Genomic DNA, 19,884 nt, shown 5'->3' with positions numbered 1-19,884 from the left:
TTTTACTTTATACTGTTGCCCATTAAAATCGCTCGCGCGCCGAGTAAATGTGCTAATTCCCCACTGATGTAGGTATCTCACTATGCTAACAATTGGAACCGCTCTGCGCCCAGGCGCCACTCGTGTCATGCTGCTAGGCTCAGGCGAGTTGGGCAAAGAAGTGGCAATAGAATGCCAGAGACTCGGGTTGGAAGTGATTGCTGTCGATCGCTATGCGGATGCTCCCGCGATGCATGTCGCCCATCGCAGCCATGTGATTAACATGCTGGATGGTGCTGCGTTGAAGCAGTTAGTCGAGCAAGAGAAACCACATTATATCGTGCCTGAAATCGAAGCCATTGCCACCGATATGCTGGTTGAACTTGAAAACATGGGACAGCGTGTTGTCCCTTGCGCCGAGGCTACGCGCTTGACGATGAATCGAGAAGGCATTCGCCGTCTGGCCGCCGAAACCCTACAAATTCCCACCTCTAGCTACCGTTTCTCCGATACCGAGAGTGCTTTTCGCGTTGCCGTGAGTGAGATTGGCTACCCGTGCATTGTCAAGCCTGTGATGAGTTCTTCCGGTAAAGGACAGAGTTTGATTCGCAGTGAAGATCAACTCAAAACCGCATGGGACTACGCGCAATTGGGTGGTCGTGCTGGTGGTGGACGTGTGATCGTCGAAGGACTGGTGCGCTTTGATTTTGAAATAACCCTGCTGACGATCAGCGCTGTTGATGGTATTCATTTCTGCGCGCCGATTGGTCACCGCCAAGAAGAAGGTGATTACCGCGAATCTTGGCAACCACAAGCAATGAGTGATGTTGCGTTGGATCGCGCCCAAGCGATAGCCTCTGAGGTAATAACAGCATTAGGTGGACACGGGTTATTTGGCGTTGAGCTGTTTGTCTGTGGCGATGAAGTCATCTTTAGTGAAGTCTCACCGCGCCCGCATGATACCGGGATGGTGACCTTAATTTCGCAAAACATGTCCGAGTTTGCGCTACATGTTCGTGCATTTTTGGGGCTGCCGATTGGCACCATTCGACAATATGGCGCGGCAGCATCAGCCGTTATCTTGCCTGAATTAACCAGCGACAATATCCATTATCATGGGCTAGAAACAGCGTTAACGGGGGATACACAGATTCGCTTATTTGGTAAGCCGGAAATTGCCGGTAAACGGCGTTTGGGTGTCGCACTGGCGGTTGCCGATGACGTGAGTGCTGCCATTGAAGTGGCGAAACACGCCGCGAGTGCTGTCGTGGTGAGTGGGAAATAACACTTTTCCCTGATAATAAAAACCCGCCATTCTCGGCGGGTTTTGCGGCCTAATTTGCAGTGCGAACATCAACCTTCGTATTGATCTTCAATGTCATCTGCATCTTGTTCATCATCACGACGATAATCAGACTCTTCGTGATCCTCAAAATCCGTATCTTCAAAGATAGGCATTGCTTGAGGATCGTTTTGGTGCCGTTCTCGAATCTCTTCGGCAACCAATGCGATCGCCTCGCCACTGCTCATCCCTTCCGACATGAATTTGTGAATACGTTCAACTGCTTCTTGCTGTTCCTCATGGGAAAGTGAAGGCATACCCGCTAGCATTGATTTATCTCCTACCTATAATTGCTCAAGTATACCTGTTTATTCTCATCAGCGGTGAATTGGCTATTCCATACTGAATTGGCTATATCCGAGTTGAATTGGCCCTCCCCGATAGAACGGACAGAAACCGATGCGTGTTTTATGCTAATCTTCTCGGCGGCCTGATGTTCACCCCTCTTCACCCGTAAGAAAAGAATAACGACTCATGAGTATAAAATCCCTGACCTTCAAAACATTACCCTATCAGCCTGATGCCCTACTCCAGCAATTTACACCACTCGCCAATCAGGAGTGGGCGATGTTATTGCACTCTGGATTCGCCGAGCATGCCCATAATCGTTTTGATATTTTGGTCGCTGACCCCGTGGTCACACTCACGACCAGAGGGGAACAAACCGAGATTGTCAGCACTCACGGGACAACGTTATCCCACGAAGATCCCTTTACGTTATTGCAGCAAGAGTTGGATAAAATCTTACCATCAGTCCTAACGCATCCAGACTTACCTTTCTTAGGGGGGGCATTGGGACTATTTGGCTATGATCTTGGCCGGCGGATTGAAAAGGTCCCTGCGTTGGCTGAACAAGATATTGCCCTACCCGATATGGCCATCGGGTTGTATGACTGGGCGCTCATTGCTGATCACCATCTGCAAAAACTGACCTTGGTATGTCACGGTGATGCAGAGCCACGACTAGACTGGTTGAGTCAGTTGAAAGCAACGGAAGCTGCCATACCCTTTAGGTTGACGAGCCCATGGCAAGCCAATATGTCGCGGGAACAATATGGCGAAAAATTCCGCCAAATTCAGGCCTACCTTCAGAGTGGTGACTGCTATCAAATTAATTTGGCGCAAAGATTCAGTGCTGAATATCAAGGAGATGAATGGCAAGCCTTTCTCTCTTTGAGCCGCAGCAATCGCGCGCCTTTTTCAGCTTTTATCCGATTGCCACATAACAGCATACTCAGCGTATCGCCAGAGCGTTTTCTCTGGTTGGAAAACCATCAGATTCAGACTCGCCCAATTAAAGGGACATTGCCACGGCTACCTGATCCTGAGCAGGATCGTCTGCAAGCAGTACGATTGGCAAACGCCAGTAAAGACCGAGCAGAAAACCTGATGATAGTTGATTTGCTACGCAATGATATCGGCAGAGTGGCTCAGCCAGGTAGCGTGCGAGTGCCTGAATTATTCGTCGTTGAGCCCTTCCCAGCGGTGCACCATTTGGTCAGTACCATTACTGCCACACTGCCTGACAATTGCCCAGCGACCGCACTTCTTCGTGCTTGTTTCCCCGGCGGTTCCATCACGGGTGCGCCTAAAATTCGTGCAATGGAAATTATTGAACAACTGGAGCCGCATCGGCGTAATGCCTACTGCGGTAACATTGGCTATATTAGTTGCTGCGGGACAATGGATACCAACATTACGATCCGCACCCTATTGACTGAAAACGGGAAAATATATTGTTCCGCTGGCGGGGGGATTGTGGCTGACAGTGATGAACAGGCCGAATATCAGGAAACTTTTGATAAAATTGCCCGGATTTTGCCGCAACTCGAAAAAGAGTCATCGTCAAAAAGGTCAGGATGTTAGAAGTGTGCGATTCTTTAAAACTTATCACTATTGAGAATGAACAATCTATGTGCGAGACACTCTGTGAGTGAATCTTTAATCGGGATAACATTGCCTGAGTTTATCAGCCGCTTCCAATTACAGTTGCCGCAACCCGGTTGTTTTTCGGCCAATAGCCGACATGCCGCGGTATTGATCCCGATCATTTGCCGACCAGAACCGACATTGCTGCTAACACGGCGTTCCAATCATTTGCGAAAACATGCCGGTCAGGTCGCGTTCCCCGGTGGTAAAGCTGATCCAGATGACCACTCATTAATTGCGACTGCGCTGCGTGAAGCCGAAGAAGAAGTCGCTATTCCCGCGTCTGCCGTTCATGTATTGGGGCAACTGGCGCCCTTGGACAGTTCCAGCGGCTATCAGGTCACCCCTATTGTCGGTTTGGTCCCTGACACCGTCGCTTTTCATGGCAATGAGGATGAAGTCGCAGGGCTATTTGAAATGCCGCTTTACGAAGCGCTGAGTCTTTCACGCTACTATTCGCTGGATATCCACCGTGGGGGGATTAATCACCGCGTGTATCTTTCTTGGTATGAGCGGCAATTTGTATGGGGGCTGACAGCCGCTATCATTCGACGGTTAGCGCAACAAGTCAGTCCTTAAATTAAGCTAACCCCGCACTATTGGCATGGTTACTGAGTGATCAGCTTCACAGCACTGTCCTTTAAAAAAGGACATTTCAGCATAAAGCGATCCCTATCACCGCAACATATCGATTTTTACTCTATTTTTCCCGCACAGAGTTTTTAAAAAAACTGTAAACTGACATGTCAGCGTTATGAAATATCTGTAAAATATCTTTCGTCAAAATAAACCTCTAAATCTATAAGGTTAAAACCCGACAAAAATTAACACTGATTTCGCCTTACACAACAGTGGATGGCGATAAACAATTATGCGGTATCGAGTTGATACAGCCGGCACCAATAGCACCCCATAAACAGCGTTCTGTGATGGTTTGGTTTCACGTAGGCATTTGATGCGAAATCCCCTGCTGCCATTCATAGAACACTTATACTTAATACAAACATTCTTAGCTGCCTTATTGGCATTAAGAAGAAAGATTGCGTTGTGAAGGAGTTTTTAGCGTGATTAGCGTTTTTGATATGTTCAAGATTGGTATCGGTCCCTCCAGTTCTCATACTGTTGGGCCAATGAAAGCAGGCAAAGAGTTTGCTGACTTGCTGGTAACTAAAGGACTGATGCCATCTGTCACGCGTGTCGCCGTGGATGTTTACGGCTCATTATCATTGACGGGTAAAGGGCACCACACTGATATCGCCATTATTATGGGGTTAGCGGGTAATATGCCTGACACCGTTGATATCGATAGCATTCCAGCGTTTATTCGTGACGTTGAGTTACGGCAAAAGCTGATGTTAGCCAATGGGGTACATGAGGTGGATTTCCCTCGTGAGGGCGGCATGGTGTTTCGCAGTGATAATCTCCCATTGCACGAAAATGGCATGCAGATTCATGCTTTCGCCGGTGATGAAAAAATCCTGAGCAAAACCTATTATTCTATCGGTGGTGGTTTCATCGTCGATGAAGAACATTTCGGCAAAGCCGCCGTCAATGCCGTCAGCGTGCCTTATCCATTTAACTCAGCAGCGGAAATCTTGGCAAACTGCGAGCAAACCGGTATGTCAGTCTCTGGTATGGTGATGCAAAATGAGCTGGCGATGCACAGCAAAGAAGAGATTGATGCCTACTTCACCGCCATCTGGCAAACCATGCGAGCCTGTATCGATCGTGGCTTAAATACCGAAGGGGTATTACCAGGCCCGCTGCGTGTACCGCGCCGTGCTTCTGCCTTGCGCCGTTTGCTGGTTTCCTCCGATAAGCTGTCCCATGACCCAATGAACGTCATTGATTGGGTTAACATGTTCGCCTTGGCTGTTAACGAAGAAAATGCGGCAGGTGGGCGAGTGGTGACGGCCCCTACTAACGGGGCTTGCGGCATCGTTCCTGCAGTACTGGCTTATTACGACCACTTTATTGAGCCGGTTACTCCTGAGATTTTTATCCGCTATTTCCTGTCGTCTGGGGCTATCGGTATTCTCTATAAGATGAACGCTTCTATTTCTGGTGCAGAAGTGGGTTGCCAAGGTGAAGTGGGTGTTGCCTGTTCCATGGCCGCCGCAGGTTTAGCTGAATTACTCGGCGCCAGCCCAATTCAAGTCTGCATCGCGGCTGAGATTGGTATGGAGCACAATCTAGGCCTGACTTGCGACCCTGTTGCTGGTCAAGTGCAAGTCCCTTGCATTGAGCGTAATGCGATTGCTTCGGTAAAAGCGATTAACTCTGCACGCATGGCGATGCGCCGTACCAGCGAGCCAAGAGTGTCATTGGATAAAGTCATCGAAACCATGTTTGAGACGGGCAAAGACATGAATGCTAAATACCGCGAGACATCCCGTGGTGGACTAGCCATTAAAGTACAGTGCAATTAATTTCGTGCACTGAATTGCATTAGCATATTGTGTTCACAAGGGGAGCCAATGCTCCCCTTACTGCGCAGCAAATAATTATTAATGGCTCGTCTGTTTAGCAACCAAAACAAGCAGGATTGCAACATAACTCACAGCACCAATCCCAATCATTTTCGCCTTGGGTTGTTGCTGACTGAGTACCGCACTCAGCCTCACTTACCTCAGTAGCTATTGTTGACGATGATACATCACCAACCTGCCCTGAAGCCGTCTCCTGACCTAACGTTCCGAATGAAAACAGCATTAACGTCAGAACAAAAACGATTTTTTTCATAGAACCTCCGTCACTCACTTGTCGAATGGTACAGTCATTGAGATTGTGCGATGTCTGAGTAGAAAGGAATATCTGACTTTCAAAATAGATCAAAAACCATATTTTTAATGGATTTACGACCTATTTAAATTTCCATTTAAGTACTAAAACAGCCGCCCAATGTATTAACCCTCTTAAGAGAGCTTAATAATAGTATATATTTATTGATTCCGTAACTTTATTTAAAATAATAATCCTTAACATTTAGTTAAATCCAGATTTCATGACAAAGAATTGATTTAAAAGGATTTTACTTTCAGCCTCGCTATTGCCTCATCTAAAATCACTGATAAACAATATTATCACTCTCATTATATTCAATGTTCTATTTATTATGAATTAATGATACTCGAATAAAAATAATTTATATAATGTATAAATAAATAATAACTAGCACCTAAACTATTTCTGTCATTCTTGTATTACTTAAAGCTCAGAATGAATAGCGTTGGTTGGGCTGATAATTTAATGAACATTGTGATGAACCGAGAATTGAACAAATTAAGAGTGCGAGAGTATCCATAAAAAATGCGGGCCATCATGAGATGACCCGCATTAGCCAAAATCCTATTAGTGCCTTACACGTTACTCTTCCAGCTCGTTATGCAGCTTGGTAATGCGAACCAGCTCAATGCGGTATTCTGAAACTTCCATAATCTCAAAGCGAAGATTATGCAGTTCAACGACATCACCCACCGTTGGCATGTGGCCTGAGTAAGAGAGCAGCATGCCTGCCAGCGAGGCATAATCAGCGGTTGGGCTGACCAACTCCTGGCAATCCAACGCTTGTTCCAGGGAGTGTAAATCTGCCCCCCCCTTCACTAACCAGCTATCGCCATCTTCGATAATGTCTGGTGTTTCATCTTCATCAGGGAATTCACCAGCAATGGCTTCTAGCACATCTAGTGGTGTCACTAACCCTTGAACGACACCAAATTCATCATTAACAACCACCAAACGGCCTTTAGCTTTACGCAAAACACCCAGTAGATTAATGACATCCATGGTATCAGGCACCACAATCGGTGGTGTAGCGGCAGCAAATTCACTTATCGAATCACCCCGCTCAATGGCCACTAACAGATCTTTAGCACGTACTACGCCGATAATCTCATCAAGAGAGTCACGGCAGACTGGGAACAGACTGTGCGGCGTATCTAATAGCTGCTCACGAATTTCCTCTTGCGTACGGTTGCAATCCACCCAAGAGATCTCAGTACGAGGTGTCATCACGCTACGCATCGAACGGGACGCCAACGTCAATACACCGCTGATCATATACCGCTCTTCTTCCGCAAATGCCTCCGTAGGGATGACGACTTGCGGATCGCCCGTTTGTGGTTCCTGCTGCTGACGCCCGCCCATTAAGCGGATGATGGCTTCCGCAGTGCGCTGACGCCTCGGTAAGCGAGATTCATGCTTAATGAAGTTGCGTCGCGCAATCTGATTAAACAGTTCAATCAGGATAGAGAAACCAATTGCGGCGTACAGGTAACCTTTCGGAATATGGAAACCAAAGCCTTCAGCAATTAGGCTTAAGCCAATCATCAGCAAGAAGCTGAGGCATAGCACCACGACTGTCGGGTGCGCGTTCACGAATTGGGTCAGCGTTTTCGATGCCAGTAGCATCACGCCCATTGCAATCACGACCGCCGTCATCATGATGGCCAAATCATTGACCATGCCTACTGCGGTAATTACGGCATCCAACGAGAAAACGGCATCTAGCACAACTATCTGTGCGACAACGGCCCAGAAGCTGGCATAACCACGATTCGCACTATCATCGTGTTGGTTACCCTCCAGCCGTTCATGTAGCTCTGTGGTGGCTTTAAATAGCAGGAACAGCCCCCCCACCAGCAAAATCAGGTCTCGCCCTGAGAAGTTAAAACTGCCGACACTGAATAATGGCGTTGTCAGCGTGACCATCCAAGAAATGACCGATAACAGCCCCAAACGCATAATCAGCGCGAGAGATAAACCGATAATTCTGGCTTTATCCCTTTGTTTAGGTGGAAGTTTATCAGCAAGGATGGCAATAAAAACCAGGTTATCAATACCCAGAACAATTTCCAGCACCACCAGCGTCAGTAACCCTGCCCAAATTGAGGGGTCCATTAGAAATTCCATGTCAGACTCCGATAATGAGAACACGATTCATATGATGTGCGCCCTGCAACTGACGCAACAAATTGCCGCAGTACGGTTGTCAGTATAGATACGCAGAATGATCGGGTGAAATTATACGCAGCAAAAGTGCGTGATAGGATAACCAGATTTAAACCCACTGGTTGGGTGTTAACACTTGAGAAACAGTAACTTCGGTGACAGTCCATAGGGAGAGCTGAGGCCCTTAACTCCTGACAATTAATAGAGCCGTTAACTCTATCAGGATTTTTTTTATCAGCATAGTCAGATTTATTATCGTATTCATGCACCCGTATCTGTTTACATCTCACGATGCTTTAATTTCACTCCGATAATTTAATCCCATTCGATCGCGTCATCTGCCAATGTTCATACAAATCACATCAATTTTAAACATACAAAACTTAGTGTGATGTTTGTTTTAGAGATCAAACACATCAATATCACTCATGTGGCTGTCGAATAATTATCCAAATAAGCCAAATCAGCTATAACATGTCCCAATAAATGAGCACCGTCACATAATTTATTTTTTCACTGACTAAAATAAATCACATCCAACAACATTACGGCATCAACCTGAATCGATTCATTACTGTAACGTGTAAATCGCCAGCAGTGAGTGAATATTGTGACTATCATAATAGATTCAATGTGTACCGAAGTGTTGTGGGTGAATACAGATTTTTCTGTTAAGTGCGAGAACTCAATTTTGAGTTAACAGAGGGGGTAGCGAGTGAGTATAGCTATTATCATTGGCACACATGGGGCTGCAGCAGAACAACTGCTGAAAACAGCTGAAATGATTTTAGGCGAGCAAGATAACGTCGCTTATATCGATTTCGTCCCAGGTGAAAATGCCGAAACGTTGATTGAAAAATACAACGGCAAATTAACAGGATTAGAAACCAGTCAAGGCGTTCTATTCCTTGTTGATACTTGGGGTGGTAGCCCGTTTAACGCTGCCAGCCGGATTGCCGTCGATAAAGAGAACTATGAGGTCGTCACCGGGGTTAACATTCCGATGTTGGCTGAAACCTTTATGGCACGTGATGATAACCCGTCATTTGCTGAATTGGTGAAAGTCGCAGTAGAAACCGGTCGTGAAGGCGTGAAAGCACTGAAAGCGCCTGAAGTGAAGAGTGATAAGCCCGATACGCAACAAACTGCTCCTGCGCCAAAAGCCAAGGCTCCGGCCGTTGCTTTAGGTCCGAACGATCATATGAAGATCGGGCTGGCGCGTATTGATGACCGTTTGATACACGGTCAGGTCGCCACGCGCTGGACCAAAGAAACTAACGTAAACCGTATTATTGTTGTCAGCGACGAAGTTGCTGCCGACAAAATGCGCAGTACCTTGCTCAAACAGGTTGCCCCTCCAGGTGTAACTGCCCACGTAGTTGATGTCGAAAAAGCGATTCGTGTCTACAACAACCCACAATACGCTAAAGATCGCGTCATGTTGCTCTTTACCAACCCAACAGACGTCGTGCGTTTGGTTGAGGGTGGTGTCGATATTAAATCAGTGAATATCGGTGGTATGGCATTCCGCCAGGGGAAAACCCAGGTGAACAATGCTGTCTCCGTTGATGAGAAAGATGTTGAAGCTTTTAATAAGTTAAATGCACGCGGTATTGAGTTGGAAGTCCGGAAAGTCTCCTCGGATACTCGGCTCAAAATGATGGATTTAATTAGCAAACTTGATAAATAGCTTTACTAAAAACTACGTAGAAAGGTTATGCCCTGTTCTGTTTTGGAACACGGTTATTTTTACTCAGCTTTTTTGGTCATAGGAGAAGTACAATGGAGATCACAACTCTTCAGATTGTGCTGATATTCATAGTTGCCTGTATTGCCGGGATGGGTTCCATTCTGGATGAGTTCCAATTTCACCGTCCTTTAGTCGCCTGTACCTTAGTTGGCCTGGTTCTGGGTGACATGAAAACCGGTATTATCGTCGGTGGTACATTGGAAATGATCGCTCTGGGTTGGATGAACATCGGGGCCGCCGTGGCACCTGATGCGGCTCTGGCATCGATTATTTCTACTATCTTGGTTATCGCTGGTGGTCAAAGCATTGGTGCGGGTATCGCCCTGGCTATCCCACTAGCCGCAGCCGGTCAGGTGCTAACCATTATCGTACGTACCATTACCGTTGCTTTCCAACACGCCGCCGATGGAGCAGCCGAACGTGGCAGCCTACGCGCCATCACTTGGATTCATATCTCTGCCCTGTTCTTGCAAGCAATGCGTATCGCTATCCCAGCGTTAATCGTTGCCTTGTCTGTTGGGACATCTGAAGTTCAGATGATGCTGAGTTCAATTCCTGAAGTCGTTACCAATGGCCTGAATATCGCGGGTGGTATGATCGTCGTGGTTGGTTACGCCATGGTTATCAACATGATGCGTGCTGGCTACCTGATGCCATTCTTCTACTTAGGTTTCGTTACCGCCGCATTTACCAACTTCAACCTGGTAGCATTGGGTGTTATTGGTGTGGTTATGGCCTTGCTTTATATCCAACTTAGCCCGAAATACAACAAGTCTCAGGTTGTGCAGGCGGGTCCGGCCAATAACGATCTTGATAACGAATTAGACTAGGAAAAGGTGAGAGAAATGGTTGATACCACAACTGTGCTTGATAAAGCCGGTGTTGATAAAACAACGACTGGTGAAAAGAAACTCACGCCCGCCGACATCCGCGGGGTGTTTATCCGCTCTAACCTCTTCCAAGGGTCATGGAACTTCGAACGTATGCAGGCGCTGGGCTTCTGCTTCTCAATGGTGCCAGCGATCCGTCGTCTGTATCCAGAGAACTCAGAAGAACGTAAGCAAGCCATCAAACGTCATCTGGAATTCTTCAATACCCAACCGTTTGTGGCTGCGCCGATTCTAGGTGTGACGCTGGCGATGGAAGAGCAGAAAGCTAACGGTGCTGAAATCGACGACGCTGCCATTAACGGCATCAAAGTTGGTCTGATGGGGCCATTGGCCGGTGTGGGTGACCCTATCTTCTGGGGAACCGTGCGTCCGGTGTTTGCTGCTCTCGGTGCAGGTATCGCCATGAGCGGTAGCTTACTGGGGCCGTTGCTGTTCTTCGTGCTGTTTAACATCGTACGTCTGTTAACCCGTTATTACGGTGTTGCTTACGGCTATAAAAAAGGTGTCGATATCGTTAGCGATATGGGCGGCGGTGTTCTGCAAAAACTGACGGAAGGGGCGTCTATCCTCGGCCTATTTGTTATGGGGGCCTTGGTTAACAAGTGGACGCACGTCAACATACCGGTGGTGGTGTCGCGAGTGACCAACCAAGCCGGTGAGACGACGGTCACCACAGTACAAACCATTCTGGACCAGTTGATGCCGGGCTTAGTCCCACTGCTGTTAACGTTTGGATGTATGTGGCTATTACGCCGTAAAGTTAACGCACTGTGGATCATCATGGGCTTCTTTGCCATCGGTATCTTCGGTTACTGGATTGGCTTCTTGGCACCATAATTAAGCTGTTGGATTGGACTAAAACCGGGGGGTAACTCTCGGTTTTTTATTTGAGGCCTATTTTCTGTTACGGGTCGGTTTTCTGTTAGGGAGTCATTGCATGTCGGTTACCGATGTCATTCTAGTTGTATTTATTGCCCTGCTGCTTGCTTATGCTATCTATGATGAATTCATCATGAATATGATGAAAGGTAAAACTCGGCTACAAGTCCACCTGAAACGTAAAAGCAGAATCGACTGCGCCATCTTTGTCGGGCTGATTGCTATCCTTATTTACAATAATGTCATGTCAAATGGCGCACCATTAACCACTTATTTGTTAGTGGGATTAGCCTTAATCGCCGTTTATATCTCTTATATCCGATGGCCTAAGCTATTGTTTAAAAATACGGGTTTCTTCTATGCTAATACTTTTATTGAATATAGCCGAATTAAAAGTATGAATTTGTCTGAAGATGGGATCTTAGTTATTCAATTAGAACAGCGCAGATTATTAATTCAAGTGAATCAATTAGATGATTTAGAAAAAATTTACAACTTTTTCCTTGAAAATCAATCATAAAAGAAACGCATCAGGGAAAGGCATCTTTTATATTTTTCTTAGAAGATTAATTTCCCAGCACAACCGCCCTTTCCTTGGTTTATTTCCACACCATTACTGATGCTTATATGCACTATTTACCAATACAAATCCGATAATGAAAATCATTATCAATTCACTTCGTTCGCCATAATATTTTTGGGGTTGTCGCTATATTAATTTATATGTTAAGGTTGCGCCGTTCATGGGGAGTAGCCGGTTTCTATTCGCTCTATTTTTTATAGCGCGTGCAATAGAAACGCCCGTATCAACATACTCGTTTCATCTGATGAAACGTGGTACGGGCAGCCAGGTAAGGTTGGCGAGACCATAGACACGTAGCTCCGTCGTTAGGTTGGGGGTGGGTTACGTGTATATGGAGCCGCCCGGCCGAGTCTATTACTATGAATCTATCTGCCACATTTATTCTTGCTTTTGCGATGTCAATGGATGCTTTTGCGGCATCGATCGGCAAAGGCGCTAGTCTGCACAAACCCCGTTTTCGAGAAGCAATTCGTACCGGCTTAATCTTTGGCGTGATAGAAGCGATCACCCCACTTATCGGTTGGTGTATTGGCCTGTTCGCCAGTCAGTATATTCTGGAATGGGATCACTGGATTGCTTTCAGCTTGCTGTTTATTCTGGGCTCTCGCATGATTTTCGAAGGCGCGAAACAGAAAGTCGAAGAAACTGAAAAAATGCGCAGCCACAGTTTTGGGGTTTTGGTCATGACAGCCATTGCCACCAGCCTTGATGCCATGGCAATTGGCGTCGGATTAGCCTTCTTACAAGTCAATATTGTTCATACCGCGATGGCAATTGGCTTAGCCACGATGATCATGGCGACTCTCGGCATGCTGATTGGCCGTTATATCGGCCCTCTCTTGGGGAAACGTGCTGAAATTATTGGTGGTATCGTCTTGATTGGGATCGGCTTTAATATTTTGTATGAGCATATTTATGGTCTGGCCTGATAGCGCGATACCCTTTGTTGTCGCCATAAAATAAAGCCGACTCAAAGAAAAACCCCGCACTCCAAAAGAGATGCGGGGTTTTTCTTTATCAGGAGCCAGTTAACATTTGTCACTGGCTTCCACGTTCATCAGAAGTCCATTGAGACGGACAGTTTCAGTTCACGTGGATTGCCTTGGTATATGTAAGTACCCGTGTCTTCCACAGATTCCCAGTAACGTTCGTTGGTCACGTTCACCACATTTGCACGCCAGATAAGATTGGTTTCTTTCAGTGGCATAGTGTAACGCACGCCCAGATCCAAACGGGTCCATGGTTTCAGTTTTAACGTGTTTTCTTGATTAGCATACTGCGAACCAGAACGAGTAACCGTCCCTGTTGCGGTTAAACCTTCAACCGCTTTGATATCGTACTCACCGCCAAACACTAACTGATAACGAGCCACACCTACCGCATAGTTACCGTTGTTATTGCTGTTTTGCGCTTCAGTCAGCACTGGGTCCAGCCACACGGCGCTCCCTAACAAGCGAGTACCAAACACAGGTTCACCGAATACGTTCAACTCGACACCACGGTTACGTTGCTCGCCACCCAAGGTGTACATATTGGTTGTCGCATCAATTGAACCGGCAGGTCGGGTGATTTCAAACAACGCCAACGTACCGCCATAGCGTTTGTTATCGAACTTCACACCGACTTCGTCCTGTTTGGCATGAACAATACCGGTCACATTACCCGCATTGGCGGTATACCACGGTGCAACGCGACCCGGTGATAACGCTTCGATATGGTTAGCATACAGGGACACATTTTCCCACGGCTTAACCAACAGGCCATATACCGGTGTCACTTTCATGGCATCTTGCACGTTAGTACTATCCGGTACGCCACTGTTAAAGTTGCGGATAACCAAATCTTGGCGACGCAAGCCTAGCATCAACTGCACTTTATCATCTAGCGCCGATAAGGTATCCGAGGCGGAAATACTGCTCGCACGTACTTGACTGTTAAGCGTTGGGTCCTGATTAATACTACCCGACGTGGTTGGCGGGAACGGTATGACACCCGGATTATAAATATTGGTATCCACCGGCGCTGACATGTTCCAAGCTGATTTGGCTGTGCGGTAGTTAGCGGCATAACCAATATTCACTTTATGCAATATCGGGCCCGTTTCGAAATGACCACGTACGCCACCTAAACCGGCGATAGAATCTGAAACGTACGGGACGTATAGGCGGCTAATGGTGGCAGCCCCACTATTGCCCACCAATGTTGGCGAGCCATATTGGCCTGTTTCATCATTATGGCTAGCACCGATGGTGCCGTACACCGTCCAGTTCTGGCTAACATCATATTCGCTGCGCAACATACCGAAGGTGGTCGCCATATCGGTATAAACCCACTGCTGACCATAGTTTAAGGTCGCCGCTGGCGGTTCTGGGATTTCAGTCGCGCTACCAATGGCAACATCCGTACGCATGCCGTGAACGGTCTGCTTTTGATAGCCGATATCTAAAGAAGTACGCGCACGTTCACCACGGTAATCTAAGCCGGTAGATACAGCGGTAGTGCGATTTTTCTGGTCATGAATGGCCGTTTCACCTTCACGATGCAAGGCATTAACGCGCACACCGAACTGGTCATTGTCACCAAAGCGGCGGCCAACATCCACGGCACCACCCACTTGTGAAGCCGAGGTGTAATCTAGGCTAACGCGCGTTAATGGTGTATCACCAGCACGTTTTGGCTCTAGGTTAATCATCCCACCTACACCACTACCACTCGGTGAAATACCATTAACAAATACGTTCGGGCCTTTAAACACTTCAACCCGCTCAACCATGCTGGTATCGATAACCTGACGTGGCAGCACGCCGAACAGACCACCAAATGAAATATCATCGCCGTCGAGGTTAAAACCGCGAATGCGGAAGTTCTGCGAAGCGTTACCGTAACCACGAACGTTCTGCACAGACGCGTCATTTCGCACGACATCGGCCAGCGTACGAGCTTGTTGGTCTTCTACCAGTTTCGAGGTGTAGCCAATGACATTGAAAGGCACATTACGGGCATCTTGCTGCCCAAGGAAACCGATACGTCCACCATTCGCAACCTGACCATCTAGATAGGTTGGGATTAAATCGTTACCCCCCGCGCGGAATGTCTCTTGCGTTCCAACGACAGTGATAGTATCCGTTTTTTTACTCTCATCACTCTTGGCCGCATCCGCTGTGGCACTGGTTTTTTTAACGTTTTCGGCCGTACTGTCAGATGCGGTTGCAGCCCATGCAGATGCCGATAGTGTGCCAAGTGCAGCACCGATCATGACGCATAGAATTCGAGGCGCCAGTCGTTTCTGATGCACCGTAGTGGAAATTTGTTGATTCATTGATTTGATGCCCCTGAAGTTCGTAAACCTGCAAGTAATGAGAATGCTTATTATAAGGATTCAGAATTATCCTGATAACACTTGCTGATGCAAGCATTTCTGTACTTAACGGGGAATATTTTTTAGTGCGTAAAAAAATTAGAGCTATTGTGTGAATGGCCTGATCACTATTGAGCAGTTTATTACCCAATGAAATGTGAAGTCATTAAAGTAGAATCAGTATGGAAATTGAATTTATATAGATTGGATATAATGAGTTATTCCGACTTAAGTCATTATTTTTATACTTTCAATGGATATTCACCCCTAATATTTATAGGGTGAAAAATAGAGTCTTAGCACAGTTTCGACTTAATGCCGTAACGCCAGAAGCCTTGCCAGTAAAGGCTTGACACTTAAGCACCCAATCTTTGGCGATATTCTCCTTCGACTATTGGCTATATTCCTTTTTCAGATTAATAAAAATCTTATTACCCACTTTCTCATGTTAGCGATAAACTGATTCATATCTTTTATCGCAATCACCGCTTAACCTTATGGCGACTCTTTTGCTTTGCCATAGTATGTTGATTAAAAATTCAAGGAAATACAGGAATGGCTCTGCATCCGGCATCATTTGACGATCACATTTTCCGGCTATTAATTGAAGCCGTTGATGACTATGCCATCTACATCATTGATGCCCAAGGGCATATCCTGACTTGGAACAGCGGTGCCGAACGCAACACCGGTTATGCTGCGGAAGAGATCATTGGCCAATCCTTCGAGCTATTTTATACACCAGAAGATTTGGCTGGAAAGCTGCCAAGCAAAGGGCTACAGCACGCCAATCAGTTTGGTCATTATGAAACTCAAGGCTGGCGAGTACGGAAAAATGGCAAACGCTTTTGGGGTAATCTCACCCTCAATGCTTTGCATGATGCTGACAACAATTTGCAAGGATTTGTTCATGTCACACGTGACCTGACCGATAAATGGCAGCGAGAAAATGCGCTACGCAAAAGTGAGGAACAGTTCCGCCATTTAATCAGCGAAGTCGAAGATTACGCCATCTATATGATTGATACCCATGGGCGTATTCTGACGTGGAACAAAGGCGGAGAGCGCAATGAGGGTTACACCAGCGATGAAATTATTGGTGAACACTTTGCCTTGTTATTCACCCAAGAGGATATCTCTGCTGGTCTTCCGGAAAAGTCCCTCGCCAAAGCGATTGCTGAAGGTAATTTCCAGACGGAAGGCTGGCATGTACGTAAAAATGGTATCCGCTATTGGGCCAGCGTGGCGATTAACCCGATGCATGATGACAACGGAAAGCTGTTGGGTTTTACCAAAATTGTCCGCGACCTGACGGAACGCCGCCAACGTGAAGAAGCTTTGCGCATCAGTGAAGAACGTTTTCGCCTGATGGTTGATACCGTGGAAGATTACGCTATTTTGATGCTTGACCCTTGGGGGCGGGTTAATACCTGGAACCATGGAGCAGAACGTAATATCGGTTATGCCAGTAATGAGATTATCGCTCAACACTTTGGCTGTTTCTTCTTGCCAGAAGATATCGCGGCGGGGCTGCCGGAAAAGTTACTGAAAACCGCGGCATCTGCTGGCCGCATGGAACGTGAAGGCTGGCTGGTGCGCAAAGATATGACCCGTTTTTGGGCGGTCACTATCATCACTGTGGTTCACGATAACAGTGGCAAACTACTGGGTTACGCCAAAATAATCCGCGATATGAGCGAACGTAAGCAACGCGAAGATGCGCTTCGGGCCAGTGAAGTGGCTCGCTATGAGGAACGCGAACAGCTTCATCGAGTGCTGTCATCTATTCAGGAAGGGATTATCTCTCTCGATTGTGAGGGCCGTGTTGTATTAATGAACCCCAAAGCTGAAGAGATGACGGGCCGTAGCCAGAATGAATCCTGTGGTCTGCCCATTGAAGACGTCTTTATTTTGTGGTCCCCGTTACAGGATAAAAACCGACTCGACGCCTTCAACCAGTGTTTGAATGAAGGGCGTCATACGCTATTACCAGAAGGTAGCCAGCTATTATCAAGCCAAGGCGAGCGCCAAGAAATTCGTTGTTCAGCCTCGCCCATTCACGATCGTGACAACCAACTCACCGGTGCCGTCGTGGTGTTCCAAGACGTGACTCGCGCACGCCATGAACAGCGTGAACTGCAGTATCAGGCGAATCATGACATGCTCACAGGCCTGATTAATCGGCGACGGTTAGAAGAACGGCTAGCAGATAGCCTTAGTGAATTGAGCGACAATGAGCAGCATATTCTCTGTTACGTGGATTTAGATTTCTTCAAGGATGTTAATGATACCGCCGGCCATGAAGCCGGCGATATGGTGCTGCGAATGGTGGCACAGACCATGCAACAAGCCGTCCGTGAAAATGATATTGTTGCTCGTCTAGGTGGGGATGAATTCGCAATCGTGCTATTTAATTGTAAAAATAAGCCCGCGACTGACATCCTCGAGCAGGTGGTTACCGATATTTCCACTATCCAATTCCATTGGCACGGTCAATCGTACACCTTCACGGCAAGTCTGGGGGCCGTCATCTTAAATCGCCAATCAGAAACCGCTGCACAAGCGATGCGTCAGGCAGATATTGCGTGTTATGCAGCCAAACACGCTGGACGTAACCGGTTATCCTTCGCTCTCTAGCCCTCATCTTCACTTGGGGCAATCATTGCCCCTCAATCATGTCTCAGTGACAAACGCATACATTTTGCAAGGTTAATTACACCGTACTGTCAGCAATTAGACGCCGGTCAAAATATACTTTCCCCCAGTGTGATATATAAGCAACATTGTCTGTTAAATTGGAACGATAAATATGCCGTATTTCACGGTCAGTGTTGTTTTGCATAATGCAGTAGAAGGCGATTACGAAGCACTTAATAAGAAAATGACTGATGCGGGATTTACCCGTCTCATTGGTAGAGATAAAGTCTACAAATTACCTGAAGGAGAATTCAATTATGGTAGCGGCACATTGAATAAGCAGGAAGTTGCTGATTTAGCACTAAAAATTGCTGAACAAATCAGATTTATTCCTTCGATATTGGTCACTGAGTCCGGCGGACGAACTTGGCGGAATCTAGATCTAAAGTAACGTCAGTATATTATAATAATATAACGCGATAAATTTGACTTAAGTTAATACTCAATGCCACACCAGGGCATATTTATACGCTATTACCAGAGAATAATATTAACATTAGGGGATTCATTCCCATTAAATTATATTTCATGCCTGATTATTCAAATTAAAATTAATCAACTCGATGTATTTCGCAGCCCGAGTCCTTTCAGGCATGCTAAGGTTTGTTTACTTTTCGTGGCATTCAACTACATCGCAACATTCAACCGCATCGAGACATTCAACCGCAGGTTCATGAGTTTCAGCAGCGGAGGCTTCAGCTTTACGGCGATGCAGAGCAATAACAAAATCAGTTTCGCAAGTGAATGTCTGAGAGGCGGCTAATTCTTGCCCAGTTTCCGCGCTGGCGCGCCAAGCAAAGGGCGTCATCTGCAATAAGTTAAAACCTTGTTTGCCACTGAGTACCATTTCATAGGCCAGTGTTTCACGGCTTACGAGTTCAAACCCTTCCAGAGATTCTTCCGTGTCATCATGAAGTTGCACTTGTGCGTAAATTAGCGCTTTTAATTGATAAAGGTGACGCGGCCCCGGCGCAACCGTGACCACAATCCCACCGGGTTTCACCGTGCGAGCTAGCTCGGCTGCTTTGCAAGGGGCATAAATACGTAAAACGGCGTCAAGTGAATGATTGGCAAAGGGTAATCTGTGACTGGAGGCTACGCAGAAATTCACCTGATGGTAGCGTTTAGCGCCATATCGAACAGCGACTTTTGCCACATCTAAACCAAAAATAGACATTTTCCGCTGCCGGTTTAGCTGATCAGCCACTGCTGCCGTGTAATAACCTTCCCCACAACCAATATCCAACAACATGGCGGCATCTAACGGTAACGCCGAATCAAGCAATCTACAAATTCGCTGCTGCAAAGGCTGATAATAGCCCGCATCCAGAAACGCCCGCCGTGCTTGCATCATCTCAGGGCTATCGCCCGGTTGTTTGGAGCCTTTATGCTGCACTGGCATCAAATTAACGTAACCCTCTTTGGCGCAATCAAACTGATGATTATTGCTGCAACGCCACTGCTGCGAGCTTTTTAGCAAGGGTTGATGGCAAAGGGGGCACTGATAAGACATCGTTGAGTTCCAAA

16 protein-coding genes and 1 riboswitch are annotated in these 19,884 nt (G+C 46.7%); of the genes, 11 read left to right on the top strand and 5 right to left on the bottom strand.

Annotated features, from left to right (window positions below; all coding sequences use genetic code 11):
* Positions 1–82 precede the first annotated feature (82 nt).
* Positions 83–1,264, top strand: a complete 1,182-nt coding sequence (gene purT / locus DA391_RS10110) for a formate-dependent phosphoribosylglycinamide formyltransferase (protein ID WP_108087666.1) — start codon at positions 83–85, stop codon at positions 1,262–1,264.
* 68 nt (positions 1,265–1,332) lie between these two features.
* On the opposite strand, the gene DA391_RS10105 is transcribed toward purT, so the two are convergent.
* Positions 1,333–1,590 carry a YoaH family protein gene (locus DA391_RS10105; RefSeq protein WP_050080578.1) on the bottom strand — a complete coding sequence of 86 codons (258 nt, stop codon included), beginning with the start codon at positions 1,588–1,590 and terminating at the stop codon, positions 1,333–1,335.
* Positions 1,591–1,795: 205 nt separating this feature from the next.
* On the opposite strand from DA391_RS10105, the gene pabB reads away from it, so the two are divergent.
* The 3 genes from pabB (at position 1,796) to DA391_RS10090 (ending at position 5,679) form a co-directional block, all read left to right on the top strand.
* Positions 1,796–3,187 carry an aminodeoxychorismate synthase component 1 gene (pabB, locus tag DA391_RS10100; protein WP_050080576.1) on the top strand — a complete coding sequence of 464 codons (1,392 nt, stop codon included), beginning with the start codon at positions 1,796–1,798 and terminating at the stop codon, positions 3,185–3,187.
* Between the two features lie 63 nt (positions 3,188–3,250).
* Entirely contained in the window at positions 3,251–3,829 is a 579-nt protein-coding gene (locus tag DA391_RS10095) for a CoA pyrophosphatase (protein ID WP_172678432.1), read from the top strand.
* A gap of 485 nt (positions 3,830–4,314) precedes the next feature.
* Positions 4,315–5,679 carry an L-serine ammonia-lyase gene (locus DA391_RS10090; RefSeq protein ID WP_108087665.1) on the top strand — a complete coding sequence of 455 codons (1,365 nt, stop codon included), beginning with the start codon at positions 4,315–4,317 and terminating at the stop codon, positions 5,677–5,679.
* A 94-nt stretch (positions 5,680–5,773) separates the two neighbouring features.
* Here the strand turns inward: DA391_RS10090 and ystC are convergent, their stop codons facing one another.
* The gene (gene ystC, locus DA391_RS10085; RefSeq protein ID WP_072087099.1) at positions 5,774–5,992 is read right to left on the bottom strand and encodes an ST-I family heat-stable enterotoxin YstC; all 219 of its coding nucleotides are present in this window, start codon (positions 5,990–5,992) and stop codon (positions 5,774–5,776) included.
* Positions 5,993–6,616: 624 nt separating this feature from the next.
* Positions 6,617–8,161 (bottom strand): TerC family protein, encoded by a 1,545-nt coding sequence (locus DA391_RS10080; protein ID WP_049607025.1) that lies wholly within the window; start codon positions 8,159–8,161, stop codon positions 6,617–6,619.
* 754 nt (positions 8,162–8,915) lie between these two features.
* Between DA391_RS10080 and manX the strand changes: the two genes are divergently transcribed.
* The 5 genes from manX (at position 8,916) to mntP (ending at position 13,231) form a co-directional block, all read left to right on the top strand.
* Positions 8,916–9,890, top strand: a complete 975-nt coding sequence (gene manX / locus DA391_RS10075) for a PTS mannose transporter subunit IIAB (protein WP_050080572.1) — start codon at positions 8,916–8,918, stop codon at positions 9,888–9,890.
* A gap of 92 nt (positions 9,891–9,982) precedes the next feature.
* Positions 9,983–10,780, top strand: a complete 798-nt coding sequence (locus tag DA391_RS10070; RefSeq protein ID WP_019210255.1) for a PTS mannose/fructose/sorbose transporter subunit IIC — start codon at positions 9,983–9,985, stop codon at positions 10,778–10,780.
* 15 nt (positions 10,781–10,795) lie between these two features.
* A complete protein-coding gene (locus tag DA391_RS10065) occupies positions 10,796–11,677 on the top strand; it encodes a PTS mannose transporter subunit IID (protein ID WP_019210256.1) in 882 nt (293 codons plus the stop codon).
* 100 nt (positions 11,678–11,777) lie between these two features.
* Entirely contained in the window at positions 11,778–12,239 is a 462-nt protein-coding gene (locus DA391_RS10060) for a DUF986 family protein (RefSeq protein WP_019210257.1), read from the top strand.
* Between the two features lie 213 nt (positions 12,240–12,452).
* Positions 12,453–12,651: riboswitch (yybP-ykoY riboswitch) on the top strand.
* Positions 12,652–12,661: 10 nt separating this feature from the next.
* Positions 12,662–13,231: a manganese efflux pump MntP gene (gene mntP / locus DA391_RS10055; protein ID WP_050080571.1), complete on the top strand. Its 570-nt coding sequence runs from the start codon at positions 12,662–12,664 to the stop codon at positions 13,229–13,231.
* Between the two features lie 128 nt (positions 13,232–13,359).
* Here mntP and DA391_RS10050 read toward each other — a convergent pair whose 3' ends face one another.
* Positions 13,360–15,621: a TonB-dependent receptor gene (locus DA391_RS10050; protein WP_167398168.1), complete on the bottom strand. Its 2,262-nt coding sequence runs from the start codon at positions 15,619–15,621 to the stop codon at positions 13,360–13,362.
* A 594-nt stretch (positions 15,622–16,215) separates the two neighbouring features.
* Between DA391_RS10050 and DA391_RS10040 the strand changes: the two genes are divergently transcribed.
* Both DA391_RS10040 and DA391_RS10035 read left to right on the top strand, forming a co-directional pair.
* Positions 16,216–18,297 carry a PAS domain S-box protein gene (locus tag DA391_RS10040; RefSeq protein WP_050874542.1) on the top strand — a complete coding sequence of 694 codons (2,082 nt, stop codon included), beginning with the start codon at positions 16,216–16,218 and terminating at the stop codon, positions 18,295–18,297.
* Positions 18,298–18,469: 172 nt separating this feature from the next.
* A complete protein-coding gene (locus DA391_RS10035) occupies positions 18,470–18,748 on the top strand; it encodes a hypothetical protein (protein ID WP_108087664.1) in 279 nt (92 codons plus the stop codon).
* A 216-nt stretch (positions 18,749–18,964) separates the two neighbouring features.
* Here DA391_RS10035 and rlmA read toward each other — a convergent pair whose 3' ends face one another.
* On the bottom strand, positions 18,965–19,870 hold the full coding sequence (rlmA, locus tag DA391_RS10030; RefSeq protein WP_226722682.1) for a 23S rRNA (guanine(745)-N(1))-methyltransferase: 906 nt from the start codon (positions 19,868–19,870) through the stop codon (positions 18,965–18,967).
* Positions 19,871–19,884 lie beyond the last annotated feature (14 nt).

This window comes from Yersinia massiliensis (assembly GCF_003048255.1).
Classification (GTDB): Bacteria; Pseudomonadota; Gammaproteobacteria; order Enterobacterales; family Enterobacteriaceae; genus Yersinia; species Yersinia massiliensis_A.
Note: the sequence above shows the minus strand (reverse complement) of the source record. Positions and strands in the feature narration are given on the sequence as shown.